Below are 24047 nucleotides of genomic sequence, written 5' to 3'. Positions count from 1 at the left end.
CTGCGCGCCGGACGGGTCGCTCGTGATCCACTTTGGGGCCGCGGCAGGAGCTGGGTAGACTGTGCGAGTTGCTCGGCGAGGGAGGCCGCACATCTGTGCGGCGGTCCGTTATCGACGCGCTCTTCGTAGCAGGCCTGTCGTGGCCGGGTGACCGCCACCAGAGTTTTTCTGCCATACGAGGAGTGCACATGTCCGAGGTGAAGCTCGCCGCCGAGCTCCGTTCCGAGTTCGGTAAGGGCGCTGCCCGCCGCGTCCGCCGCGCCAACCGTGTTCCCGGTGTTCTGTACGGCCACGGCGCCGACCCGGTCCACCTCACGCTGCCGGGCCACGAGCTGCTGCTCGCCCTGCGTACCCCGAACGTCCTGATCTCCCTGGAGATCGACGGCAAGACCGAGCTGGCCATCCCGAAGGCCGTGCAGCGCGACGCGATCAAGGGCTTCCTGGAGCACGTGGACCTGCTCATCGTGAAGCGCGGCGAGAAGGTCAACGTCGAGATCCCCGTGCACACCGAGGGCGAGCTGGCCCCGGGCGCGTACCTGGTCGAGCACGTGCTGAACGCCCTGCCGGTCGAGGCCGAGGCCACCCACATCCCCGAGTCCGTCACGGTCTCCGTCGCCGGCCTGGCTGCCGGTGACGCCATTCTCGCCAAGGACGTGCCGCTGCCCAAGGGCACGACCCTGGCCGTCGAGGAAGACGCCGTCGTCGTGCAGGTCCTGGCCGCGCAGGCCGAGGAGCCGGCCGCCGAGGCCGAGGGTGAGGGCGAAGAGGCCGCCGAGGCCTGAGCCGTATCCTCTGCTTGAGGCTTGACGGGGTGGTGGGCTGCGGCCCGCCACCCCGTTCCCCTGTTCCGGTACGAGTGTTTGGGCACGAGGAGACGCAGCGCGATGTCCGATGCGAACGACGCGAACGCACCCTGGCTGATCGTGGGTCTCGGTAATCCCGGTCCCGGGTATGCGGCGAACCGCCACAACGTCGGGTTCATGGTGGCCGATCTGCTGGCGGAGCGTATCGGCGGCTCGTTCAAACGTGCCTCGAAGGCGCAGGCGCAGGTGCTGGAGGGCAGGATCGGGGCTCCGGGTCCGGCGAACCGGCGGGTGATCCTGGCCAAACCGATGTCGTACATGAACCTGTCGGGCGGCCCGGTGACAGCGCTGCGGGACTTCTACAAGGTGCCGACGGCGAACATCGTCGCGGTCCATGACGAGCTGGACATCGACTACGGCACGCTGCGGATCAAGCTGGGCGGCGGTGACAACGGGCACAACGGTCTGAAGTCGATGACGAAGGCGATGGGCCCCGACTACCACCGGATGCGGTTCGGGATCGGCCGGCCTCCGGGCCGGATGCAGGTGGCGGACTTCGTCCTGAAGGACTTCTCGTCGACCGAGCGCAAGGAGCTCGACTACTTCCTGGACCGGGCCGCGGACGGGGTGGAGTGTCTGGTGACGGAGGGTCTGGAGCGGGCGCAGAGCGCCTACAACTCCTGAGATCTTCGTCGCCTTGGGCGCTCCCAGGTTGACCGAGCGCGTTCACATGGCCAAGGATCGCGCCCCATGAAGCGGAACTCCTCCGGCCGGATGCTCATCCATGCGCGCAACGCGGCCATGGCGCTCGTCGCCCTGCTGCTCGTGGTCGCCGGGTTCTGGTCGTCGTGGGGCAACGCCCAGCATGTGCTGCTGTCCAAGGGCCGCGAGCACGGCACGCTGACGGTCGCGCGCTGCGACGAGGACACGTGCACGGGTCCGTACGATCCCGACGGCTCCCAGGCGCCGCGCGACGGTATGACGATCGAGAAGTCGGTCGCCGTCCAGAAGGGCGCGAAGCTGCCGGTGGTGGTGAAGCCGGGCAGGGACGAGCTGGTCCGCACGGGCACGGCAGGCGCGTTGCACGCATGGCTGCCGTTCGGCGGCGCGCTGGTTCTCGCGGGTCTGGTCATCGGTGGCGGGCTGCGGCTGACGCGTATCGCGTGGGCGACGGCGCTGGCCGGTTCGGCGCTGCTGATGGCGTCGTTCCTGGCGCTCTGAGTTGCCCCCGGAACCCGAAATCGCTTACCGGAACGTCAGATTCACCTGATCGTTATCACGACTATCGGGATGAACGGACGCTCCCGGTACGAATGCGGCACGAGGTGTCTTGACCGGCCGGGCTCCACACAGGAACCTGAGCCGCCCCCCACGGCACCTTCCCCCTCTCACGATGGACTGCCCATGCGTACCCTCACGTCCACCGGCGCGCTGGTGACTGCCGCCGCGCTCACGCTCATGGCCGCCCCCACCGCGCTCGCCACCCCGCACGGCGACAACGGCACAGTGAAGATCCACGACGCCACCACCGGCGAAGAGCTCCGCAAGAACGAGCCCAAGGTCTGCACCTTCTACCTCGACGCCTTCGGCTTCGACGCCGGCCAGCAGGTCGACTGGCACATCGAGGCCTGGGCCAACAACGACCTCGACAAGGGCGAGACCGTCAGGACCGGTTCGCTCACCCTCGATGCCGACGGCCATGAGCGCACCGAGGACATGACGCTCCCCGACGGCCAGTACAAGCTGTTCTGGAACTTCGAGGGCGAGAACGGCAGCGCCAAGCACAAGGTCTTCAAGACCGACTGCGACGACGCGGCCGAGACCCCCGCGCCCTCCGGGACGCCCTCCGAGACGCCGGGCGGGGAGACCGGCGGCGAGCCGTCCGCCCCGGCCGAGGAGGAGCCCTCCGGCCCGGCCGCCTCCAGCCCGGCGGGCGCGGAGCCGACCTCGGCCCCGAGCGCCGACGGCGTCACCGGCGACCTCGCGGAGACCGGCAACGGCGCTCCGATCGGGGTGCTGGCGACGATCGCGGCCGCGCTCGTCGCGGGCGGTGGATTCCTGCTGGCCCGTCGCCGTACGAGCCGCCAGAGCTGACAGCGACAGCGACAGCGACAGGAGGGTGCCCCCACCGAAGTTCTCGGCGGGGGCACCCTCCTTCCGTGTGCGGCCTCGGTGCTCTGCTCAGCCGGTGTTGCGCAGGCCTGCCGCGACGCCGTTGACGGTCAGCAGCAGGGCGCGGGACAGCAGCGGGTCCGGCTCCTCGCCCCGCTCGGCGGCGGCGCGCTGCCGGGCCAGCAGGGAGACCTGGAGGTAGGAGATCGGGTCCAGATAGGCGTCCCGGATGGCGAAGGTCTGCTGCAGCACCGGGTGGGAGCCGAGCAGTTCCTTGTCGCCGGTCACCTTCAGCACCTCGCTGACGGTCAGCTCGTGCTCCGCCTCGATCGTCGCGAAGACGTGCTTGAGGTGGTCGGGCACCAGCGTGTCGACGTAGTGGCGCGCGATCCTCAGATCGGTCTTGGCCAGCGTCATCTCCACATTGGCGATGAAGTTCCGGAAGAAGTGCCACTGTTCGTGCATCTCGTCCAGGACGGGATCAAGGCCCGCCTCGCGCAGTGCCTTGAGACCCGAGCCGACACCGAACCAGCCGGGCACGATCTGCCGCGACTGCGTCCAGCCGAAGACCCACGGGATGGCCCGCAGCCCGTCGAGGCCCGCGCCGCTGTCGGGGCGGCGCGAGGGCCGCGAGCCCAGGTGCAGCTCGGCCAGCTGGTCGACGGGGGTGGCGGCGAAGAAGTACGCGGGCAGGTCCGGGTCCTCGACCAGCCGCCGGTAGGCGGCGTGAGCGGCGTCGGAGACGGTGTCCATGGCCGCGTCCCAGCGGGCGAGCGCCTCGTCGGACTGTCGGGGTGCGGTGTGCAGGGCCGACGCCTGGAGGGTGGCGGCGACCGTCAGCTCCAGGTTCTCCCTGGCCAGGGAGGGGATGAGGTACTTGTCGGAGATGACCTCGCCCTGCTCGGTCACCTTGATCTCGCCCTCGAGGGTGCCCCACGGCTGGGCGAGGATCGCGTCGTGCGAGGGGCCGCCGCCACGGCCGACGGTGCCGCCACGGCCGTGGAAGAGCCGCAGCCGTACGCCGTGGCGGTGGGCCACGTCGCGCAGCCTGCGCTGCGCCCGGTGGATCTCCCACTGGCTGGTGGTGATACCGCCGAACTTGGAGGAGTCGGAGTAGCCGAGCATGACCTCCTGGACGTCGCCGCGCAGCGAGACGAGCCGCCGGTAGGAGGGATCGGCGAGCATGCCCTCCAGGATGACGTCGGCGGCCTTCAGCTCGTCGGTGGTCTCCAGCAGCGGCACAATGCCGATCTTGGCCCAGCCGGCGTGCAGGTCGATGAGTCCGGCCTCGCGGGCGAGCACGGCCGCCGCGAACACATCATCGGCGCCCTGGCACATCGAGATGATGTACGACTCGATGACCTCGGGTCCGAAGCGCTCGAAGGCCTGCTTGACGGTGTGGAAGACGCCGAGGGTCTTCTGCCCGGCGGCGTCCAGCGGAGCCGGGGTGGGCGCGAGCGGCCTCCGCGAGCGCAGCTCCTTGGCGAGCAGCTTCTGCCGGTAGTCGCGCGGCATGTCGGCGTAGCGCCAGGACTCCTCGCCGAGCCGGTCGAAGAGCTGCCCGAGCGCGTGGTGGTGGGCGTCGGCGTGCTCGCGGACGTCCATGGTGGCGAGCTGCAGGCCGAACGCGGACAGCGTACGGATCACCCGGTCCATGCGGCCGTCGGCGAACAGGCCGCCCCGGTGCTCGCGCAGCGACGTCTGGATCAGGGTCAGGTCGGCGATCAGCCCGGCGGTGCCGAGGTAGTCGCGCCCGGCCTCGTGCACGGTGCCCCTGGCGAGGCGCTCACGGGTGTTGACGAGCTTCTGGCGGATGCAGGTCGCCTTGAGCCGGTAGGGCTCCTCGGCGTTGAGCCGCTTGTAGCGCGGGCTGATCTCCGGCAGCCGCTCGAGGTCGGCCTGCAGGGAGGCGAGAAGCTCCTCGGTGGCGCCTGCGTAGCGGATGGAGTTGGACAGCAGTCCGCGCAGGTAGTCGACGACCTCGATCGCGTCGGTGATGCCGTGCTCGTGCTGGAGGATCAGCACCTCCCAGGTCACCCCGGGGGTGACGTTGGGGTTGCCGTCGCGGTCGCCGCCGATCCAGGTGCCGAAGGTCAGCGGCCGGGTGCCGGGCGGGAGCTCGACGCCGACCCGCTCGAGCTCGGCGGCCAGGTCCTCGAGGACGTCGCCGACGGCACCGGCATGGAGTTCGTCGAGGTAGTAGATCGCGTTGCGGGCCTCGTCGGCGGGCTCGGGCCGCACCACGCGCAGCTCGTCGGTCTGCCAGATGAGGTCGATGTGCTCGGCGAGACGCAGGTCGTGCCGGCGCCGGTCGGCGGCGATCACCGGGCTCTCGAGGAGCTCGGCGATGCGGCGCAGCTTGTTCAGCACGGAGCGCCGGGCGGCCTCGGTCGGGTGGGCGGTGAACACCGGCCGGACGTTCAGGTGCTTGACCGTCTCGCGCAGATGCTCGGGATCGGCGTCCTTGAGCCGGTCCGCGGTGCGGGCCAGCAGCCCGCCCTCGGCCGCGCGCCGCTCTCGCATCTCGTGGCCGCGGTGGACCTGCTCGGTGACGTTGGCGAGGTGGAAGTACGTGGAGAACGCGCGGACGAGCTTGGCCGCGGTCTCCAGGTCGGTGTCGCCCAGCAGCTCGGCTGCCGCCTCACCGTCCGTGCGGGTCAGGGCGCGTACCCGCTCGACGAGGTCGAGCAGGTCCCGGCCCTCCTGGCGGACGAGGGTCTCACCCAGGAGATCGCCCAGTCGGCGGATGTCGGCACGCAGCTCGGGGCTGGCGGCGTGGGTCTGGTCGGCACTGCTCACAGGTGCGGCTCCTTGCAGTGTTTGAGCACGTCTGGAGGGGTACTGGAGGCTTGCGGACCGCGCTGTCCGACGTCACCCAGGATAGGTGTCCATTTCCCTGACGTTGTCCGCAGGTCTCTTGCCCCGCAGCCGGGCGCTGCCATACTTACGTCGCCGTAGGTTACGCACCCGTAGCCACGCACCAGTCGCGTCTCTTCCACCCCACAGGGGACCCTCATGACAACAAGCCCTGATCTGCTCGACGACGTCCCGGGGACGGCGGACGCCGGCCTCCCGTACGCCACCCTGGGCGGGGACAGCAAGCGGTCGATCGAGCAGATCACCCTGCTGCTGTTCATCACGGTGCCCTTCCTCGCCCTGCTCGCGGCGGTGCCGCTGGCCTGGGGCTGGGGGGTGAGCTGGCTCGATGTGGGGCTGCTGGTGGCGATGTACTACATCGGCTGCCACGGCATCACGATCGGCTTCCACCGCTACTTCACGCACGGCTCCTTCAAGGCGAAGCGGCCCCTGCGCATCGCGCTCGCGATCATGGGTTCGCTGGCGGTCGAGGGGCCGCTGGTGCGCTGGGTGGCCGACCACCGCAAGCACCACAAATTCTCCGACGCCGAGGGCGACCCGCACTCGCCGTGGCGGTTCGGCGAGACGGTGCCCGCCCTGATGAAGGGCCTGTGGTGGGCGCACATCGGCTGGATGTTCGACGAGGAGCGGACCCCGCAGCACAAGTACGCCCCGGATCTGATCAAGGACCCGGCGCTGCGTCTGATCTCGCGGCACTTCATCTTCTTCACGATCCTGTCCCTGGCCATCCCGCCGCTGATCGGCGGTCTGGTGACCATGTCGTGGTGGGGCGCGTTCACCGCGTTCTTCTGGGGCTCGCTGGTACGGGTCGCTCTGCTGCACCACGTGACGTGGTCGATCAACTCGATCTGCCACGCGGTCGGCAAGCGCCCGTTCAAGTCCCGTGACCGTTCGGGCAATGTGTGGTGGCTCGCGGTGCTGTCGTGCGGCGAGTCCTGGCACAACCTGCACCACGCCGACCCGACGAGCGCCCGCCACGGTGTGCTGCGCGGCCAGGTCGATTCCAGTGCCCGGCTGATCCGCTGGTTCGAGCAACTGGGCTGGGCGTACGACGTGCGCTGGCCCGAAGCGTCCCGTATCGCGGCCCGACGCAAGAGTGACGCCGCAAAAGCGGCATGATTGAGGACGTGGCGAGCGACGGCAGTTCCAATATCAGCACGAGCGGTCCGGACAAGACCCGATCCTCCGGGAGCAGGCGCTCCCGGAGGGTGCGGATGACCGGCGCGGAGCGCCGCGAGCAGCTGCTGGACATCGGCCGCACGCTCTTCGCCGAGAAGGGCTTCGAGGGCACCTCGGTCGAGGAGATCGCGGCGAAGGCGGGGGTGTCCAAGCCGGTCGTGTACGAGCACTTCGGCGGCAAGGAGGGCCTGTACGCCGTCGTGGTCGACCGTGAGATGCGCCAGTTGCTGGACATAGTGACCGGGGCGCTGACCGCGGGCCATCCGCGTGAACTGCTGGAGCAGGCGGCGTTCGCGCTCCTCGACTACATCGAGGCCTACACGGACGGTTTCCGGATCCTGGTGCGGGATTCGCCGGTCGCCCAGTCGACCGGCACGTTCGCCTCGCTGATCAGCGACATCGCCACCCAGGTCGAGGACATCCTCGGCACGGAGTTCAAGAGCCGCGGATTCGACCCGAAGCTGGCACCGCTGTACGCGCAGGCGCTGGTGGGCATGGTGGCGCTGACCGGCCAGTGGTGGCTGGACGCCCGCCGCCCGAAGAAGGCGGAGGTCGCGGCGCATCTGGTGAACCTGGCGTGGCACGGCCTGGACGGCCTGGAGCCCAAACCGCGGCTGATCGGGCACCGCAAGAGCTGACGGCCCCGCCGCCGGGCCCGGCCTGGACGCTTCCGGCCCTGTGCGGTCCCCTTCGAAATTGATCGTGATTCCCGTACATCCTCCGCACCCCGCCGCGGGTCTGACGCAGTGCTTGCGTCTCGTCACCGAGACGTGAGCTCCGATCCCGCCGGGACGAGTCCGTCACCGCGTGCGTACCTGCAGACGGGGCACGGACGTCGTCACCCGGTTTCGCGACTTTTCCCCAGGGGGGACCTTGACTTCCGTGGAACCCGGCCGTTCTGCCGTCGCGCGTCACAGATCCGCGCGGCGCATCGCGGCCTGCACCACCCTGGCTCTTTCGGCGGGCATGCTGCTCGCCGTGCCGGCGCACGCGGACGGCACCCCGGCTCCGCACGCGCCGGTCGAGCAGACCGCTCCCCGCGTCGAGGACCTGTCGAAGCCGGCGCTTCCGCAGCTCCGCACCGGAAAGAGCCGTTCCTCTGCCGCGGCGGTCTCGCCGGCGCTCATGCGCAGCGACATCGACGGCGACGGATTCAGCGATCTGCTCCACCGCGCCTGGGACGGCGACTACTACGTCACTCCGTCCGGCCCGGGTGACACGTACGTCTACTCGTTCGGTTCGGGCGACGTGATGCACAAGGACGCGTTCTCGATCGCGGGTTACGACGCGGCGGCGCCCAGCCGTCCGACGCTGTTCACGCTGTCTGCCGACGGCAGGCTCACGTCGTACAGCGCCGGCGCCACCAGTGCCACGAAGCTGTGGTCCGGCACCGGCTGGCAGCAGTTCAACAAGGTGTTCTCGCCCGGTGACCTGACCGGCGACGGTGTCGGCGACGTGCTGGCGCGCAACCCCGCCGGTGAGCTCTTCCTGTACCGGGCCACGCCCGGCGCGACCGGGCCGTTCGCGCCCAAGGTCAAGGTCGGCTCCGGGTGGGGGCAGTACGACCAGCTGGTCGGCGTCAACGACGTCAACAGCGACGGCATCGCGGACCTCTTCGCCCGTAACCCGGCCGGTGAGCTGTTCTTCTACTCCGGCAACCCGGACGTCACCCGGCCGTTCAAGGACAGGGTCAAGGTCGGCGGCGGCTGGGGCGTCTACAACCAGCTGTTCAGCGTCGACGACATGAACGAGGACGGCCTCGGCGACATGGTCGGCCGCACCCAGGCCGGCGTCTGGTACACGTACCTCTCCACGGGCACCGGCGCGTTCGGACCGAAGATCCAGGGCGGCAGCGGCTGGAACTACGTCTCGCAGTTCGCCGGGGCGGGCAACAACCCGGCGTGGGGCAAGGACGAGCTGCTCGGGATCAGCACCAGCGGTGTGCTGTACGGGTACGTCGGGCTGAACAACGGTCTGCTCAGCGCCCGCGAGAACCTCGGCAGCGGATGGTCGAGCGCGAAGATCACGCTGGCGTCCTCCTTCGACGGCGACGGACGCGCCGACCTGCTCGAGGTGTACAACGGCACGCTCTACAACCTCAACCGCGACGCAGCGGTCGGCGGCGGCTGGGGTGTCTACAACACCCTCGTCGGCCCCGGTGACCTGTCCGGCGACGGCAAGGGCGACCTGCTGGCCCGTAACTCCGCGGGTGAGCTGTTCCTCTACCGCGGCAACGGCACCGGCTCGGCGTTCGCCGCCAAGCAGCGGATCGGCAGCGGCTGGAAGGCGTTCAACGTCCTCGTCGGCGCCGGTGACGTCGACGGCGACGGACGCGCCGACCTCCTCGCCCGCGCCACCGACGGCAAGCTGTACCTGTACGCGGGTACGGGAGTGGCCACCGCGCCCTTCAAGCCGAAGAAGCTGATCGGCAGCGGCTGGAACGTGTACAACAGGTTCGCCGCGCCCGGTGACCTCAACGGCGACGGACGCGCCGACCTCCTCGCCCGCAACTCCGCGGGGGAGCTGTACCGCTACGAGGCCAACGGCACCGGCGGCTTCAAGGCCAAGGCCAAGATCGGCAGCGGCTGGAACACCTACCGCAGCCTGCACTGACGCCGACGCGCCGCGCACCGGCCCGGTGGCCGGTGCACGGCGCCCCGCCCGGGCGGCGGTGCACACGGCCGGACACAGAAAGCGCCCCGTCGCGGTTCTCACCGCCGGCGGGGCGCTTTCTGTGTCCGGGCTCACCCTGCCCGGCACGGGGCATGACCGTGGCCGGCCGGGCCCGACCCGGCCCGGCCGGTGCTCTCGGCCGACCGGCTCCAGGAACGCCGGTCCGTTCGCGACCCTCGGTCAGGACACTTTCCGGCCGACGGCGAAGATCCGGCGGAACGGGAACACCGTGCCGTGCGGGCCGCTGGGATACGCCTTGCGCAGCAGCTCCCGGTACTGGTCGAGGAACTCGGCCGTGGCGTCGGGGTCGTCGGCGAGTTCGGTCAGCACCGGGCGCAGGGCGGTTCCCTTCACCCAGTCGAGCACCGGGTCCTCACCGCCGAGGAGTTGGAGGTAGGTGGTCTCCCAGGCGTCGGCGTCGCAGCCGAGTGAGGCGAGGCGGGTGAGGTAGTCGGCGGGCTCCAGGATGTGGACGAAGCGCCGCCCGTGGTCGCCGAGCCTGCGCCGCCACCGCGGGGTCTCGCACAGCTCTCCGAGCAGGGCGTGGCTGGGCGCGGTGAAGTTGGCGGGGACCTGGAAGGCGAAGGTGCCGCCGGGGGTGAGCCCGTCGATCCAGACCTTGAACGACTCGGGGTGGTTGGGCACCCACTGCAGTGCCGCGTTGGAGACGATCAGGTCGTACTCGTCGTCGGGGGTCCAGTGCGCCGCGTCGGCGAGCCTGAAATCCAGCCAGCCGCCGCCCGCGGTCGTGCCCGCGTACTCCCTCTGCGCCTCGGCGAGCATCTCGGGCGAGAGGTCGAAGCCGGTGATGTGGGCATCGGGCCAGCGGTCGGCGAGCAGCGTGGTGACGTTGCCGGGGCCGCAGCCGATGTCGGCGATACGGGCGGGTCGACTGCCGGACGGCAGCCCGGGTATTCGGGCGAGCATGTCCAGGAACGGCCGTGTGCGGTGCCCTGCATGGCGCAGGTATTGCTGTGGGTCCCAGGTGGGTACGGAATGCATGTTCGAGTCCCCCTTGCAGGAACGGCGTGCCGAAGTGGAACGGTTTCCGGCCCGACCATGCCCAATAGTCCAGCCGACTATATCTTGATGTCAAGAGACTTCACGTCAAGAGACTTCATGTCGACAGACCCTTTACACTGATCGACATGGAGGACGAGGTCGATCGACTGGTCGCAGCATGGCGCCGTGAGCGCCCCGACCTCGACGTGGAACCACTCGAGGTGCTCAGCCGCGTCTCCCGGCTCGCCCGTCATCTCGACCGCGCGCGCCGGCTCGCCTTCTCCGAGCACCACCTCGAGCCCTGGGAGTTCGACGTGCTGACCTCGCTGCGGCGTGCGGGGGCCCCGTACCAGCTCTCACCGGGGCAACTGCTCACCCAGACGCTGGTCACCTCGGGCACCATGACCAACCGTATCGACCGCCTGGCCAAGAAGAACCTGGTCGAGCGACTGCCCGACCCCAGCGACCGCCGCGGGGTGCTGGTGCGCCTCACCCCCGAGGGGCGCGACCGGGCCGACCAGGCGCTGGCCGGACTGCTCGCCCAGGAGCGGGCGATCCTCTCCGAGCTGTCACGCGCCCAGCGAGCTGAACTCGCGGCGCTGCTACGCCAGTTGACCGCCCCGTTCGACAACGTCCCCGGCTAGGTCGACCGGCCCGACCCCGGCCCGGCGGGCCAGCGCGACCGCGGCCAGCGTGGAGTGCACGCCCAGCTTCCCGAGCACGTTCTGCATATGCGTCCGGACGGTGTGCGGGGACAGGAACAGGCGCTCGGCGACGGCTTTGCGCCCCAGGCCGGCAACCATGCAACGCAGCACCTCCCGCTCGCGCGGGGTGAGCGACTCGACGAGCCGCTCGCTCTCGGTGCGGTGCTTACGGGCGGCCGTCAACTCCCGCAGTACGCCGGTGAGCAGGGCGGGCGCCAGATGCGTCTCATCACGCAGCACGCCGCGGATGACCGCGAGCAGCCGCTGCAACGAACAGTCCTTGGCGATCCAGCCCGACGCGCCCGCCTGGAGCGCGAGTGCGGCCCGGCGCGGATCGTCCTTCTCCGCCAGCACCACCGTGCGCACCGCGGGCCGGGCCGAGCGGATCCCGGCGACCAGGGATATCCCGTCGACGATCGCCTCCTCGCCGCCGTCCGGCACCGCGCGGGCGAGAGGCAGCGCGACGGTCCGCGGAGCACCCCCGGCGGCCGGCTGCGGCGCGGGCGGCGCGGGCGCGGCACTCGCGCCCAGATCGGCGTCGACGAGCAGCACGTCGAACCTGCGGCCATCGGCCGCCGCCCGCTCCAGGCAGCGCAGCGCGGCGGGACCACTGCCGGCCGCGGCCACCTCGACATCCGGCTCGGCAGCCAGCGCCGCGGCGAGCGACTCGGCGAAGATGCGGTGATCGTCCACCACCAGGACCCGGATACGCACCAGACACCCCCACGTGTCGCAGGACAGAACGACGCGGGTACGCCGCCCGGAGATATGGGGTGGTACAGCGGTCGCTCGGCCGCCGCCGTGCCGTGACTGATACCCCGCCCCGGGCCTCGTACCCGACTGTCTCGCCCCCTGATCGACACCGGCCCCCACCGGTGTTGTGCATCAGAGTACGGACGGGGAGCTTGAGCGGAAGACTATTTGCAGAACTGACTGCCCTCGGTGTTCTGGGTGTTTCTGATGTTTCGAATGGAGTCAGAAGTCGCCGGTACTCGTTCAGGAAAGACGTCTTGCGCCCGCCGCCGCAGTGGCCGTGAAGATCCGCGGAGCGATTCGGGACTGCGCCGCGAACGCCTCCAGAACCGCCTTCGACACGCGGTCGGCCGATGATGTCCGGGTCAGTACGACCGCCGAACCGCCGAAGCCGCCGCCCGTCATCCGCGCGCCCAGCGCGCCTGCCGCCAGTGCCGAGTCGACGACGAGGTCCAGCTCCGGGCAGGAGACGCGGAAGTCGTCCCGCAGGGAGACATGACCCTCGCTCAGCACCGGGCCGATCAACTCGGCCTCGTCCGCCTCCAGATGCATGATCGCCCGCTCCACCCGGTGGTTCTCGGTGACGACATGGCGTACGAGACGGCGTAGCTCACCGTCGTCCAGACGGGCCAGGGCCGTGTCCAGGGCGTCGTACGCGATGTCCCGCAGCGCGTTCACGCCGAGCGCCGCCGCCCCCGCCTCGCAGCCCGTGCGCCGCTTGCCGTACTCGCCCTCGCTGTGGGCGTGGGTGACACGGGTGTCCATGACCAGGAGCCGCAGGCCGTGCGCCGCGGGGTCGAAGGGGATCTGGCGCCGGGTGAGATCGCGGGTGTCCAGGTACAGGGCGTGGCCCTCGGTGCAGCACGCGGACGCCGTCTGGTCCATGATCCCGGTGGGCGCGCCGACATAGACGTTCTCGGCGCGCCGGCACAACCGGGCGATGCTGCCCCGGTCCAGGCCCAGTTCGTACAGGTCGCTCAGCGCGAGCGCGGTAACGACCTCCAGGGCCGCCGACGAAGACAGGCCGGCGCCGGTGGGCACGGTCGACTCGTAGTGGATGTCGGCACCGTCGACCGCGTGCCCGGCCTCGCGCAGCGCCCAGACGACTCCCGCCGGGTAGTCGGTCCAGCCGCCGGGGCCGCCGGGCCTCAGATCGCCGACGCGCAGCTCCACGGGGCCGCCTTCGGCGTCGGCCGAGTGAAGCCGCAGCCATCCGTCGTCGCGGCGGGTGACGGTGGCGACCGTGGTGTGGGGCAGCGCGAAGGGCATCACGAAGCCGTCGTTGTAATCGGTGTGCTCACCGATCAGGTTCACCCTCCCGGGTGCTGCCCACACGCCGTCGCTCATGACACGTTCTCCCTCCCTTGGGCGAAAGCCCACGCGTCCGACACGATGCCGGCCAGGTCGGCGCGGCTCGGCTGCCAGCCGAGCCACTGGTGGGCGGTGGCGGCGGACGCGACCAGCACGGCGGGGTCCCCGGGCCGGCGCGGTGCCATGACCTCGGGCACGGGGTGGCCGGTGACCTTGCGTACGGTCTCGATGACCTCACGCACCGAGAAGCCGTTGCCGTTGCCCAGGTTGCAGATCAGGTGCTCGCCGGGGCGGGCGGCATCCAGGGCGAGCAGGTGGGCCTCGGCGAGGTCGGCGACATGGATGTAGTCGCGCACACAGGTGCCGTCGGGCGTCGGGTAGTCGTCCCCGTACACGGAGATCGACTCGCGCCTGCCGAGGGCGACCTGCAGGACGAGCGGGATGAGGTGCGACTCGGGGTCGTGGCGCTCGCCGCAACTGCCGTACGCACCGGCCACGTTGAAGTACCGCAGAGAGACGGCCGCGAGTCCGTGCGCCGCCGCCTCACCGCTGATCATGTGGTCGACGGCCAGCTTGGAGGCGCCGTACGGGCTGGTCGGGGCGGTCGGGTCGGACTCGGTGAGGGGGGTGGAGGCGGGCTCGCCGTACGTGGCCGCGGTGGAGGAGAACACGAGCTTGCGCACCCCGGCCGAGCGCATGGCGGCCAGCAGGTCCATCGTCCCGCCGACGTTGTTCGCCCAGTACTTCTCCGGCTTGGCGACCGACTCGCCGACCTGCGAGAACGCGGCGAAATGCAGCACCGCGTCGTACGAGGGGTCGAGGTACCGCGCGGCGTCCTGGATGCGGCCCTCGATGAACTCCGCGCCCGACGGAACGCCTTCCCGGAACCCGGTGGAGAGGTCGTCGAGCACGCCCACGCGGTGGCCGGCCTCCAGCAGATGCTGCGCCACCACGCTGCCGACATATCCAGCACCGCCTGTGACCAGGTACTTCTTGCTCACTCGCTCGCTACCTCTCGCAGTCGCTCTGCCGCGGCTTCCGGCGGCACATCGTTGATGAACACGCTCATACCGGACTCGGAACCCGCGAGGAACTTCAGCTTGCCGGAAGTGCGGCGGATGGTGAAAAGCTCGAGATGGAGAGCGAATTCGTCCCGGTTGACATCGTTCGTCCCGGCGAACGGCGCCTGGTGCCAGGCGGCGATGTACGGCGTGGGCGGTTCGCTCCGGCCGAAGATCCGGTCGAAGCGCCTCAACAGTTCCAGATAGATCTGTGGGAACTCTGTGCGCGCGTCCTCCTCCAGCGCCCGCAGATCCGGCACCCGCCGCTTCGGGTACAGATGCACCTCGTACGGCCAGTGCGCCGCGTACGGCACGAAGGCGATCCAGTGTCCGCCCTCCAGCACCACCCGTACACCCTCTTCACGCTCGCGCCCGAGCAGGTCGTCGAAGAGGTTGCGGCCGGTACCGGCGCGATGGGCGGCGACCGAGCGCAGCATCAGTTCGGTGCGCGGGGTGACGAAGGGATACGCGTAGATCTGGCCGTGCGGATGCTGGAGCGTCACACCGATCTCGGCTCCGCGGTTCTCGAAACAGAACACCTGCCGCACCTGGGGAAGCTCGGCGAGCTCGGCGGTGCGGTCGGTCCAGACCTCCAGCACCAGGCCCGCCCGTTCCTCGTCGAGATCGGCGAAGGAGGCATGGTGGTCGGAGGTGAAACAGACGACCTCGCTGCGTCCCGCGTCACCGGCGAGGGAGGGGAAGCGGTTCTCGAAGACGGCGACGTCGTAGTCGGCGGCCGGGATCTCGCTCAGCCGCCCGTCGCGCGAAGGGCACAGCGGGCACGCGTCGGCGGACGGGCGATAGGTGCGGCCCTGGCGGTGGGAGGCGATGGCGACGGCGTCACCGAGGAGCACGTCGTGTCGGATCTCGGCGGTGGTGGAGAGGGCGTCGAGCGGGCGCCGGTCGACGGCGTCGCGTACGGCGTCGTCACGGGTGTCGTAGTAGAGCAGCTCACGACCGTCGGCGAGCCGGGTCGAGGTCTTCTTCACCCGGAGCCCCCTCACCACCGTCATCCAACAGAACCGCGCACAACAAACCACAAGCCAACAACCCAGTCAACCAGGGTCGCCCCGCCTTCCTGGAACAGGACAGGAGGCACCGCATACCGGGCAAATCCGGACCCGGGGTGGGACGAGGAGGTGCGTCGGCGAGGCGTCAGTCGGCCGCCGGGCCGGCCGGTGAGACGGTCGCCGCCCGGTCCAGCAGGCCGGTACGCGCGGCCAGCGCCGCCGCCTCCAGCCGTGAGCCCACCCCGAGCTTCATCAGCACGCGCTGCACATGCGTACGGGCCGTGCTCGGTGCTATCCCCATGCCGGCCGCGATCAGCCGGGTGTCCTCACCCTCGGCGACCCGCACCAGCACCTCGACCTCGCGCGCCGTGAGCAACTGCAACAGCCGCTGCCCCTCGTCGTCCGGCTGCGCCACCGGGTTGAGCAGCTCCGCGAACGCGCCCTGCAGCAGCTGCGGCGCGACCACCGCCTCACCCGACCTGGCCTTGACGAGAGCGCGCTCCACTCCTTCGATGCGTTCGTCGTGACGTACATAGCCGGACGCGCCGGCCGCGAACGCGGCAGCTATCCCACGGGGGTTGGGCACAGGTCCGAGGACCACCACGGCCACCTGCGGACGTTCCCGCTTGATCCGTACGATCGGGTCGAAGGCGCCGGGCTCGGCAGGTGCCATCGTGCCCAACAGGCACACCTCGGGGGCCCTCGCGACCACCAGCTCGGCCGCCCCGGCAGCGGGCGCGGCCGCGGCGAGCACGCGGTGCCCGCGCAGCTTCAAGGCCGAGGCGAGAGCCTCGGCGAGCAGTCTGTGGTCGTCGACCACGATCAGCCGCACGCCCATCGAGCAACCCCCATCCCAGCTGGAGCTGGCCCCCCGGCCCTCCTGACCCGGCAAGCTACACGCTTGTTCGACGCTGCGCGCCCCTAACTCGGCAGAAGCCCCCCAGAATGCCGAATTCTTCGCCAAACAGGGCTCTTACGACCGTGGCCCGGCCCGTCGGAGAACCGATGGACCGGGCCACGAGGCACGGGGATGTGTCAGTCGGCCGTGCTGAACGCGATGGCCAGGTACCTCTTGCCGAACGCCCCGTCGGTGCCGGTGGGCTTGCCGAAGAGCCGTTCCGAGATGAACAGCCGGCCGGCCGCGTAGCGGTACTCGGACCCGCTCTCCACAAAGCCGGCCTCCGCGTCGCGGACCGTCTTGTCGGCCGGGTTCTCAAGGAGCACCGTCTGCTTGAAGGTGGCGCCGTCGATGCTCACGACCTGGCCGCCCTTGTTGTAGGGAGGCCTCTTGTAGACCAGGACGTTGCCGCCGTCCATGCGCAGCGGGAGCGCCTTGTACCCCTCACCGGCGTCACCGCGGTCACTGGTCGCCTTGCCGGTCGCGAGGTCGAAGGAGACGATCTCGTTGGTCCGCTCGTCGAACCGCTCGGAGGTCGGCAGATAGATCCGGCCGTTTCCGACGACCACGAACTGGCAGCCTTCGACACCGTTGGAGGCCGAGCATTGCGCCTCGTACTTGTCACCCGGGGCCGAGATCTTGGCGCGCTGCTTTCCGGTCTTGGCGTCGACCGAGAAGAAGTCCGAGATGCCGAACGTTCCGGTGTCACCGACGTCGGCGGCGACGACAAGGGGGTCGGTGGAGACGATCCGGGCGTCCTCGACACCGTTCGGCAATCTGAACGTCGACAGCGGGGTGCCGTTGTCAGGGTTGACCGGCTGGACGGAGGTCGTCTGGCTGCCGTATTCGCCGCAGGTACGGACCGCGACCAGGGCCTTTCCGCCGCCGTAGCCGATGTCCCGGCAGTTCTCGGCGTCGGCGGTGGGCTTCCAGCGCACGGCACCGGTGTTCAGGTCGAACGCCGCGCCACCGCTCAGCCCCCCGGCCGCGACCGTGCCGCCGCTCAGCGTCACCTCGCTGAACTCCGCCTTCTGGTCACCGCTGGCGTCGCTCTTGAGCGACTTGCTCCACAGCAGCTTGCCGGTGGTGAGGTCGAGGACGCCCACTTCGGTGCACTTCTCGAAGAACTGGGGCGCGGTCCGCTTCTTGGCCTCGAAGAGGATCGCGGTCTTGTTGTCCTCGCTGACGTGGCGCGACCCGGCACAGACCTGGCCCGACAGCTTGGTGGTCCACAGCGGCGTGCCCTTGGCGACGTCGTAGCCGACGACCGAGTCGGTCCCCGGCTTCACGTACGCCTTGTCGGTCACCCAGGAGCCGGGCACCGCCAGCAGGTCCTTGTGTGCGGGCTCCGGCAGCTGGAAGGCGACCTTGGACTGGATGTTCGCCGGGGCCTTCTCCTTGCCGGGGCCGTCGGGGGCCGACGTGCCGCCACCGGTCGCACCGCCGTCGCTGCCGGCGGACGTGCCGCCCGCGCTGTTCTTGCTCTCGTCCTTCGGGCCGTCGTCGCCCTTGGCGGACGAGTACCAGATACCGCCGCCGACGATCAGCGCGATGGCGACCGTAGCCGCGATGATGATCAGCATCTGCGCGTTGAGCTTCTTGCCGCTGCCACTGCCGCCGGGCTGGGGCGTGTACTGCGGGTGCACGGGCTGGGTCGGATATCCGTAGCCCGGCGCCTGACCCGCAGGCGGGGTCTGCGGATATCCGTAGCCCGGCGCCTGACCCGCAGGCGGGGTCTGGGGGTAGCCGTAGCCCGGCGCCTGGTTCGGCGGGGGCGCCTGCGGGGCCGGCGGCGGCGCGCCGAACCCCCCGACGGGGGGCTGCTGCGGAGTCCCGAAGCCCGGCTGGGGCGGCTGGCTGGGCGGCTGGTTGGGCGGCGGTGGTGGCTGCGTCATGGCGTGCTTACCTCTGGGGACGGAAAGAGTGGGATCCGGGAACGGCCGACGGACGCGATCACGGCCCGAAGGCCATCATCGTCTTCGTCTCCTTCTCCTCGGCGTCGTTGGTGGCGCTCACCCGCCCACTGGCGATGAAGAACCGGCTGTCCGCGTACACCATCTTCGGAGAGTAGAACGTGTTCTCGATCTCTGCGGTCGAGACCGGGTGCTGCAGCACCACCTTCGGCGCACCTCCGCTCGGCGCGATCGTGGCGATCGCACCGCCCCTGTCGTACGAGGCGTTCATGTAGACGAGCACGTTGCCGTTCTCCATGCGCAGCGGAGTCATCTGGCGCTCTCCGCCCGCGGGCGAGCGCCACTTGGCCTTGCCGGTGTCGAGGTTGAAGGCGATCACCTCGTTGGCGGTGCCGTACTCGGCATCGGTCGACATGTAGAAGGTGGACGCGTCGGCGGCGACACCGGTGCAGCCCTCCAGCCTCGTGGCGAAGACCACAAACGCACCGCCGCAGCGCACCGCGACCTTGTCCTTGCCGGGGTCGATCTGCGAGCGCAGCTTGCCGCTGTCGTTCAGCGCGATGATCGACTTCTTCTTCTCCTCACGCTGCTCGATGGTGACGACCAGCGGGCTGACGGACAACACCTTGTCGACCTCCCAGCCGGCCGGAGTCCTGTACGTCCACTTGGTCTTTCCGGTGACCGGATCGACCTGCTGCAGAGCTTGCCTGGGCTTGGTGTACTCCCAGTCGGGGCAGTTCCCGGCGGCGATCAGCTTGGGGCCGCCCGCAAAGGCCTGCTGCTTGCAGCCGTCGGCCGGCCCCTTGAAGAGCTGCTTGCCGTCGGCCAGCGAGAACCCGAAGGAGTTGGCGCTACCGCCCACCGCCAGGGTGTTGCCGCTGATCGCCAGGGTGTACTCGGAGATCGAGTTGAAGGCGCCCGACGCCTTGGGAATCGACTTCTTCCAGCCTGCCTTGCCGGTCTTGAGGTCGATCATCTGCATATCGAGACACTTGGCCTTCTCGGTGAGACCGTCCTTGACGCCCACGACGATCTTGCCGTCGGCCGATGCCTGCACGGGGGAGGTGCACACATCGGTGCCGAGCTTCACGGTCCACTTCTTCGAACCGTCGGTCGCCGAGTAGCCGACCACTTCTCGGTACATCGCCTTGGCAACGGTGTCGCCGACCACCCAGGGGCCGTATACTTCGGCGCCGCTGCGCGGCAGGTCGACGTCGTTCGTCGTCAGGAAGAGAACCTTGGCCTCGCCTTCCTTTCGGCCCGCGTTGAGGTCGTCGTTGCCCTCGCGGCCAGTGCCTTCCCCGTCGCCCTGGTCGACGGAGTCCGAGCCCGACGGCTTGGGATCGTCGCTGCTCTTGCTGACGTTGGGCTTGTCGTCCTTGTCACCGGCGCTCAGCGCGAACCAGGTCCCGCCGCCGATCACGAGCAGCGCGGCCGCGGCCGCGGCGACGATGACACCGGGCTTGCCCTTGAAGAAGTTGCCCCCGCTGCCGCCGGACGGCGGGGTGGGCGCTCCGGGGTACTGCGGCTGGGGCGGGTAGCCGCCGTACGGGCCGGGCTGCTGGTAGGGCCCGGGCTGGCCGTAGGGGCCCGGCTGGCCGGGGGCCTGCTGCGGATAGCCGTATCCGGGCTGGGCGGGGGGCTGCTGCGGATAGCCGTACCCGGGCTGCGCCGGGGGCTGCTGCGAATGTCCGTAACCGGGAGCCGGAGCCGAAGGCGGCATCGCGGGCGGCGGTCCCTGCGGAGCGGGCGCCTGCGGCGGCTGGGCGGGCGGCTGCGGGGCTCCGAAGCCTCCCTGCGGCGGCTGACTGGGGGGCTGGCTCGGCGGCTGGTTCGGCGGCTGTGTCATGACGGGCTACCTCTGGAAATCGGGAAACGGGCGAAGGTGGAATGTGCGAATGACTCGGAACACGGTCAATTGCCAAAAGCCAGCATGGTTTTGGTCTCCCGCTCCTCCGCGTCGTCGAGGGCTCTGACGGCAGTGGCCACGACGAAGAACCGGCCGTTCGCGAAGGCCGTCCGTGGTTCGTGGAAGCCGGCCTCGACCTCGGCGGTCGACCGCGGGTGTTGCAGCACGACCTTGGGCTCACCGCCTCCGGGCGCGATCGTCGCGACCCCGCCACCCAGTTCCCCGTACGGGGCGAGATGGACCACAACACTGCCGTCCCGCACGGTCACCGGCATCATCGTGCGATCCGGTCCCGCCGGTGAACGCCACTTGGGCTTCCCGGTGTCCAGACTGAACGCCACGACCTCATTGGTGCCGGATTCCTTTGTGGCCAGGTAGAGGGTGGACGAGTCGGCGGCGACACCGGTGCACCACCCCTGGATGTCCCCACGGAAGTGAATGGACTCACTGCTGCAGCGCGGCACGAACAGGTCCTCGCCGACCGGGAACCGGGAGCGCAGCTTTCCACTGTCCGTCAGGGCTACGACCTTCCTGGCCTTGGCATCGCCGGAGTTCTCGTCGACCTGCTTGACGGATACGACGGGCGGGCTGACCGAGTAGACCTTGTCGACCTCCCATTCGGCCTCGAGCGCGTACTTCCAGTCGGCCTTGCCGGTGGCCGGGTCGATGCCCTGGATCTCCTGCTTGACGTTCTCGGCATCCGTGGTGGGGCAGCCGGCCGCGGCAATGAGCCGGGAGCCTCCCGCGAACCCGTAGGGCATACAGCCGGCCGACGGCTTGCCGAAGAGCTGCTTGCCGTCGCTGACGCTGAACCCGAAGGAGCTCTCCAGGCCCACCGCGGTCACGGTGTTCTTGCCGATGGCAAGGATGAAATCGGAGAAACCGGTGAGCCCCTTGGGCTTGGGAAGGGGTTTCTTCCAGCCCGCCGTACCGGTCTTCGCGTCGATCATCTGGAGATCGCTGCAGTCGGATTTCTCCGTGACACCGTTCTTGACGCCGATGACGATCTTTCCGTCCGCCGATGTCTGCGGGGCGGCAAGGCACAGGTCCGTACCGAGTTTGACGCTCCACTTCTTGGTGCCGTCGGTGACCGAATACCCGGCGACCTCGCGGTACATGGCCTTGACGAGGGTGTCGTCGACCATCCACGGCCCGTAGACATCGGCGCCGTCGCCCGGCACGTCGACGTCGTTGTCCGTCAGGAACAGGACCTTCGCCTCACCCGGCTTGCGCCCGGCGTTGAGATCGGCCTCGGCGTCGGTGCTCTCCTTGCTCTGACCGGCGGAGGGCGATCCGGTCGCCTTGGGCGCGCCACCCGTCTTGCCGGCCTGGGACGTGCCGTCCTTGCCCCCACCGCTGACCACGAACCAGGTGCCGCCGCCGACGACAAGCAGCGCGGCCGCGACAGCGGCGACGACGGCGCCGCGCCTGCCCTTGAAGAAGTTTCCGCCCCCGTCGCCGGCCGGCGACGGGACGGGCGCTCCCATGTGCTGGGGCTGGGGCGGGTGGCCGGTATAGGGACCAGGCTGCTGATACGGCCCCGGCTGCTGCTGATACGGCCCCGGCTGCTGCTGATACGGGCCCGGCTGCTGCTGGTACGGGCCCGGAACGCCAGGGGCCTGCTGCGGATAGCCGTAACCGGGCGGCGGTCCCTGCGGAACCGGCGGTATCTGCGGCGGATGCGCGGGCGGCGGGGGCTGAACCCCTGGTTGACCCTGAGCAGCGCCGAAGCCCCCCTCCGGCCATTGCTGGCTGGGCGGCTGACTCATCAGCGCTTCCCCCTTCGTACGGTCTGCTGCCCGGCGCCTCCCCCGCTGTTCCGGCAAGCGCATTGACCCGGAAAGGAGTGAATCGGACATGGATTCAGTCGTGTTACATCAGTCGAGCGGGCCTTCTTTTTATCACTCGCCAGGAAGCACGAACGGGCCTGGTCCTCCCTGTTCCCAAGGGAGGACCGGCCCGTGATGCGGTTGTTACGCTCTGTCCGCGCCGTGTATGCGCCCCGCTCGCGAACGCGCGCCGCTAGGCGTCTTCGGCGAGTTCGAGCCAGCGCAGCTCCAACTCTTCGCGCTCCCCCACCAGTTCGCGAAGCTGCGCATCCAGTTTGGCCACTTTCTCGAAATCCGTCGCATTGTCGGCGATTTGGGTGTGCAGCTTGCTCTCCCTCTCGGAGACCTTGTCGAGCTGCCGCTCGATGCGCTGCAGTTCCTTCTTCGCCGCGCGGGCGTCCGCGGCCGACTTCTCCTTCCCGCCGGCGGGCGCGGTCGGCGGGGTCGGGGCCGACGCCTCGACGATCCGGGCGCGGCGCTCCAGGTATTCGTCGATGCCGCGCGGCAGCATCCGCAGGGCGCCGTCGCCGAGCAGCGCGAACGTCCGGTCCGTGGTCCGCTCGATGAAGAACCGGTCGTGGGAGATGACGACCATCGTGCCCGGCCAGCCGTCGAGCAGGTCCTCCAGCTGGGTCAGGGTCTCGATGTCGAGGTCGTTGGTGGGCTCGTCGAGGAAGAGGACGTTCGGCTCGTCCATCAGCAGCCGCAACAGCTGCAGCCGGCGTCGCTCACCGCCGGACAGGTCGCCGACCGGCGTCCACTGCTTCTCCTTGCCGAAGCCGAACTGCTCGCACAGCTGGCCCGCGGTCATCTCCCGGCCCTTGCCGAGGTCGACGCGGTCGCGGATCTGCTGGACGGCCTCCAGCACGCGCAGCGTGGGCGGCAGTTCGGTGACGTCCTGCGAGAGATACGCCAGCTTGACGGTCCTGCCGACGACGACCTTGCCGGCTTCGGGCTGTGCCTCGCCCCCGGTGCGGGCAGCGTTCGCCAGGGTGCGCAGCAGTGAGGTCTTGCCGGCACCGTTGACGCCGACCAGCCCGATACGGTCACCGGGGCCGAGCTGCCAGGTCAGATGCTTCAGCAGCACCTTCGGGCCGGCCTGGACGGTCACGTTCTCCAGGTCGAAGACGGTCTTGCCCAGCCGGGCACCGGCGAACTTCATCAGCTCGCTGGTGTCGCGCGGCGGCGGCACGTCGGCGATCAGTTCGTTGGCGGCCTCGATGCGGTAGCGCGGCTTGGAGGTACGGGCGGGAGCGCCGCGCCGCAGCCAGGCCAGCTCCTTGCGCACCAGGTTCTGCCGCTTGGTCTCTTCCGTGGCCGCGATGCGCTCCCGTTCGGCGCGGGCGAAGACGTAGTCGCTGTAACCGCCCTCGTACTCGAACACATTGCCGCGCTGCACGTCCCACATGCGGGTGCAGACCTGGTCCAGGAACCAGCGGTCGTGGGTGACGCAGACCAGTGCCGAGCGGCGGACCTGCAGATGCCGGGCGAGCCAGGCGATGCCCTCGACGTCGAGGTGGTTGGTGGGCTCGTCGAGGACGATCAGGTCCTGCTCGGCGATGAGCAGCTTGGCGAGCGCGATACGGCGCCGCTCGCCACCAGAGAGCGGGCCGATCACGGTGTCGAGACCCTGCGGGAAGCCGGACAGGTCGAGCCCGTCGAACAGCCCCGTCAGTACGTCACGGATCTTGGCGTTGCCCGCCCACTCGTGGTCGGCGAGATCGCCGATGACCTCGTGCCGGATGGTGGCCTCGGAGTCGAGAGAGTCGTGCTGGGTGAGCACACCGAGCCGCAGTCCGCCGCTCTGGGTGACCCGGCCGGTGTCGGGGTCCTCCAGTTTGGCAAGCATCCGGATGAGGGTGGTCTTGCCGTCGCCGTTGCGGCCCACGACTCCGATGCGGTCCCCCTCGGAGACGCCGAGGGAGACGCCGTCGAGCAGGGCACGTGTGCCGTACACCTTGCTGACTGCCTCGACATTGACCAGATTGACGGCCATTTCTCTCCTGACAGGGG

General features: G+C 69.8%; 19 protein-coding genes. 8 read left to right on the top strand and 11 right to left on the bottom strand.

Annotation, left to right across the window (positions count from 1 at the left end):
• The first annotated feature begins 188 nt into the window (after positions 1–188).
• The 4 genes from ACFYWI_RS24765 (at position 189) to ACFYWI_RS24750 (ending at position 2897) form a co-directional block, all read left to right on the top strand.
• Entirely contained in the window at positions 189–782 is a 594-nt protein-coding gene (locus ACFYWI_RS24765; RefSeq protein ID WP_389236471.1) for a 50S ribosomal protein L25/general stress protein Ctc, read from the top strand.
• A gap of 102 nt (positions 783–884) precedes the next feature.
• Complete coding sequence (gene pth, locus ACFYWI_RS24760) at positions 885–1487, top strand: aminoacyl-tRNA hydrolase (RefSeq protein ID WP_389236469.1); 603 nt, start codon at positions 885–887, stop codon at positions 1485–1487.
• Between the two features lie 66 nt (positions 1488–1553).
• Positions 1554–2024, top strand: coding sequence for a hypothetical protein (locus tag ACFYWI_RS24755; RefSeq protein WP_389236467.1), 471 nt, complete (start codon positions 1554–1556; stop codon positions 2022–2024).
• A 183-nt stretch (positions 2025–2207) separates the two neighbouring features.
• Positions 2208–2897: an LPXTG cell wall anchor domain-containing protein gene (locus tag ACFYWI_RS24750; RefSeq protein WP_389236465.1), complete on the top strand. Its 690-nt coding sequence runs from the start codon at positions 2208–2210 to the stop codon at positions 2895–2897.
• Between the two features lie 87 nt (positions 2898–2984).
• On the opposite strand, the gene ppc is transcribed toward ACFYWI_RS24750, so the two are convergent.
• Positions 2985–5714 carry a phosphoenolpyruvate carboxylase gene (gene ppc / locus ACFYWI_RS24745; RefSeq protein ID WP_389236463.1) on the bottom strand — a complete coding sequence of 910 codons (2730 nt, stop codon included), beginning with the start codon at positions 5712–5714 and terminating at the stop codon, positions 2985–2987.
• 216 nt (positions 5715–5930) lie between these two features.
• On the opposite strand from ppc, the gene ACFYWI_RS24740 reads away from it, so the two are divergent.
• From ACFYWI_RS24740 to ACFYWI_RS24730, 3 genes are all read left to right on the top strand, one after another.
• Positions 5931–6911: an acyl-CoA desaturase gene (locus tag ACFYWI_RS24740; RefSeq protein WP_389236461.1), complete on the top strand. Its 981-nt coding sequence runs from the start codon at positions 5931–5933 to the stop codon at positions 6909–6911.
• Positions 6908–7609, top strand: a complete 702-nt coding sequence (locus ACFYWI_RS24735; RefSeq protein ID WP_389236459.1) for a TetR/AcrR family transcriptional regulator — start codon at positions 6908–6910, stop codon at positions 7607–7609. The genes ACFYWI_RS24740 and ACFYWI_RS24735 overlap by 4 nt, the downstream gene beginning before the upstream one ends.
• Before the next feature lie 244 nt (positions 7610–7853).
• Positions 7854–9584, top strand: coding sequence for an FG-GAP repeat domain-containing protein (locus ACFYWI_RS24730; RefSeq protein ID WP_389236694.1), 1731 nt, complete (start codon positions 7854–7856; stop codon positions 9582–9584).
• Positions 9585–9824: 240 nt separating this feature from the next.
• Here ACFYWI_RS24730 and ACFYWI_RS24725 read toward each other — a convergent pair whose 3' ends face one another.
• On the bottom strand, positions 9825–10646 hold the full coding sequence (locus ACFYWI_RS24725; protein ID WP_389236457.1) for a trans-aconitate 2-methyltransferase: 822 nt from the start codon (positions 10644–10646) through the stop codon (positions 9825–9827).
• 146 nt (positions 10647–10792) lie between these two features.
• Between ACFYWI_RS24725 and tamR the strand changes: the two genes are divergently transcribed.
• Complete coding sequence (gene tamR, locus ACFYWI_RS24720) at positions 10793–11290, top strand: MarR family transcriptional regulator TamR (RefSeq protein WP_389236455.1); 498 nt, start codon at positions 10793–10795, stop codon at positions 11288–11290.
• Here tamR and ACFYWI_RS24715 read toward each other — a convergent pair.
• The 9 genes from ACFYWI_RS24715 to ACFYWI_RS24675 all read right to left on the bottom strand — a co-directional run bounded on the left by ACFYWI_RS24715 (position 11249) and on the right by ACFYWI_RS24675 (position 24030).
• Complete coding sequence (locus tag ACFYWI_RS24715) at positions 11249–12067, bottom strand: LuxR C-terminal-related transcriptional regulator (RefSeq protein ID WP_389236692.1); 819 nt, start codon at positions 12065–12067, stop codon at positions 11249–11251. The genes tamR and ACFYWI_RS24715 overlap by 42 nt on opposite strands.
• Before the next feature lie 279 nt (positions 12068–12346).
• The gene (gene galK / locus ACFYWI_RS24710) at positions 12347–13450 is read right to left on the bottom strand and encodes a galactokinase (protein WP_389236453.1); all 1104 of its coding nucleotides are present in this window, start codon (positions 13448–13450) and stop codon (positions 12347–12349) included.
• Positions 13447–14415 (bottom strand): UDP-glucose 4-epimerase GalE, encoded by a 969-nt coding sequence (gene galE / locus ACFYWI_RS24705; RefSeq protein ID WP_389236451.1) that lies wholly within the window; start codon positions 14413–14415, stop codon positions 13447–13449. The genes galK and galE overlap by 4 nt, the downstream gene beginning before the upstream one ends.
• Positions 14412–15464 carry a galactose-1-phosphate uridylyltransferase gene (gene galT, locus ACFYWI_RS24700; RefSeq protein ID WP_389236449.1) on the bottom strand — a complete coding sequence of 351 codons (1053 nt, stop codon included), beginning with the start codon at positions 15462–15464 and terminating at the stop codon, positions 14412–14414. The genes galE and galT overlap by 4 nt, the downstream gene beginning before the upstream one ends.
• Positions 15465–15630: 166 nt before the next feature.
• A complete protein-coding gene (locus ACFYWI_RS24695; RefSeq protein WP_389236447.1) occupies positions 15631–16323 on the bottom strand; it encodes a LuxR C-terminal-related transcriptional regulator in 693 nt (230 codons plus the stop codon).
• Between the two features lie 197 nt (positions 16324–16520).
• Positions 16521–18278: a PQQ-binding-like beta-propeller repeat protein gene (locus ACFYWI_RS24690; protein ID WP_389236445.1), complete on the bottom strand. Its 1758-nt coding sequence runs from the start codon at positions 18276–18278 to the stop codon at positions 16521–16523.
• Between the two features lie 58 nt (positions 18279–18336).
• A complete protein-coding gene (locus tag ACFYWI_RS24685) occupies positions 18337–20145 on the bottom strand; it encodes a PQQ-binding-like beta-propeller repeat protein (RefSeq protein WP_389236443.1) in 1809 nt (602 codons plus the stop codon).
• A 65-nt stretch (positions 20146–20210) separates the two neighbouring features.
• A complete protein-coding gene (locus tag ACFYWI_RS24680; protein WP_389236441.1) occupies positions 20211–21974 on the bottom strand; it encodes a PQQ-binding-like beta-propeller repeat protein in 1764 nt (587 codons plus the stop codon).
• Positions 21975–22227: 253 nt separating this feature from the next.
• Positions 22228–24030 carry an ABC-F family ATP-binding cassette domain-containing protein gene (locus tag ACFYWI_RS24675; RefSeq protein WP_389236439.1) on the bottom strand — a complete coding sequence of 601 codons (1803 nt, stop codon included), beginning with the start codon at positions 24028–24030 and terminating at the stop codon, positions 22228–22230.
• Positions 24031–24047: the final 17 nt, after the last annotated feature.

The sequence above is a fragment of the Streptomyces sp. NPDC002889 genome (assembly GCF_042888425.1).
In the GTDB taxonomy this organism is placed as follows: Bacteria; Actinomycetota; Actinomycetes; order Streptomycetales; family Streptomycetaceae; genus Streptomyces.
Note: the sequence above shows the minus strand (reverse complement) of the source record. Positions and strands in the feature narration are given on the sequence as shown.

Coding starts and splice junctions, on each gene's coding strand:
- ACFYWI_RS24750 (WP_389236465.1), top strand. CDS start 2,208: ATGCGTACCCTCACGTCCACCGGCGCGCTGGTGACTGCCGCCGCGCTC.
- ACFYWI_RS24695 (WP_389236447.1), bottom strand. CDS start 16,323: ATGGGCGTGCGGCTGATCGTGGTCGACGACCACAGACTGCTCGCCGAG.
- pth (WP_389236469.1), top strand. CDS start 885: ATGTCCGATGCGAACGACGCGAACGCACCCTGGCTGATCGTGGGTCTC.
- ACFYWI_RS24680 (WP_389236441.1), bottom strand. CDS start 21,974: ATGAGTCAGCCGCCCAGCCAGCAATGGCCGGAGGGGGGCTTCGGCGCT.
- ACFYWI_RS24765 (WP_389236471.1), top strand. CDS start 189: ATGTCCGAGGTGAAGCTCGCCGCCGAGCTCCGTTCCGAGTTCGGTAAG.
- ACFYWI_RS24740 (WP_389236461.1), top strand. CDS start 5,931: ATGACAACAAGCCCTGATCTGCTCGACGACGTCCCGGGGACGGCGGAC.
- galK (WP_389236453.1), bottom strand. CDS start 13,450: ATGAGCGACGGCGTGTGGGCAGCACCCGGGAGGGTGAACCTGATCGGT.
- ACFYWI_RS24675 (WP_389236439.1), bottom strand. CDS start 24,030: ATGGCCGTCAATCTGGTCAATGTCGAGGCAGTCAGCAAGGTGTACGGC.
- tamR (WP_389236455.1), top strand. CDS start 10,793: ATGGAGGACGAGGTCGATCGACTGGTCGCAGCATGGCGCCGTGAGCGC.
- ACFYWI_RS24755 (WP_389236467.1), top strand. CDS start 1,554: ATGAAGCGGAACTCCTCCGGCCGGATGCTCATCCATGCGCGCAACGCG.
- ACFYWI_RS24735 (WP_389236459.1), top strand. CDS start 6,908: ATGATTGAGGACGTGGCGAGCGACGGCAGTTCCAATATCAGCACGAGC.
- ACFYWI_RS24690 (WP_389236445.1), bottom strand. CDS start 18,278: ATGACGCAGCCACCACCGCCGCCCAACCAGCCGCCCAGCCAGCCGCCC.
- ACFYWI_RS24685 (WP_389236443.1), bottom strand. CDS start 20,145: ATGACACAGCCGCCGAACCAGCCGCCGAGCCAGCCCCCCAGTCAGCCG.
- ACFYWI_RS24725 (WP_389236457.1), bottom strand. CDS start 10,646: ATGCATTCCGTACCCACCTGGGACCCACAGCAATACCTGCGCCATGCA.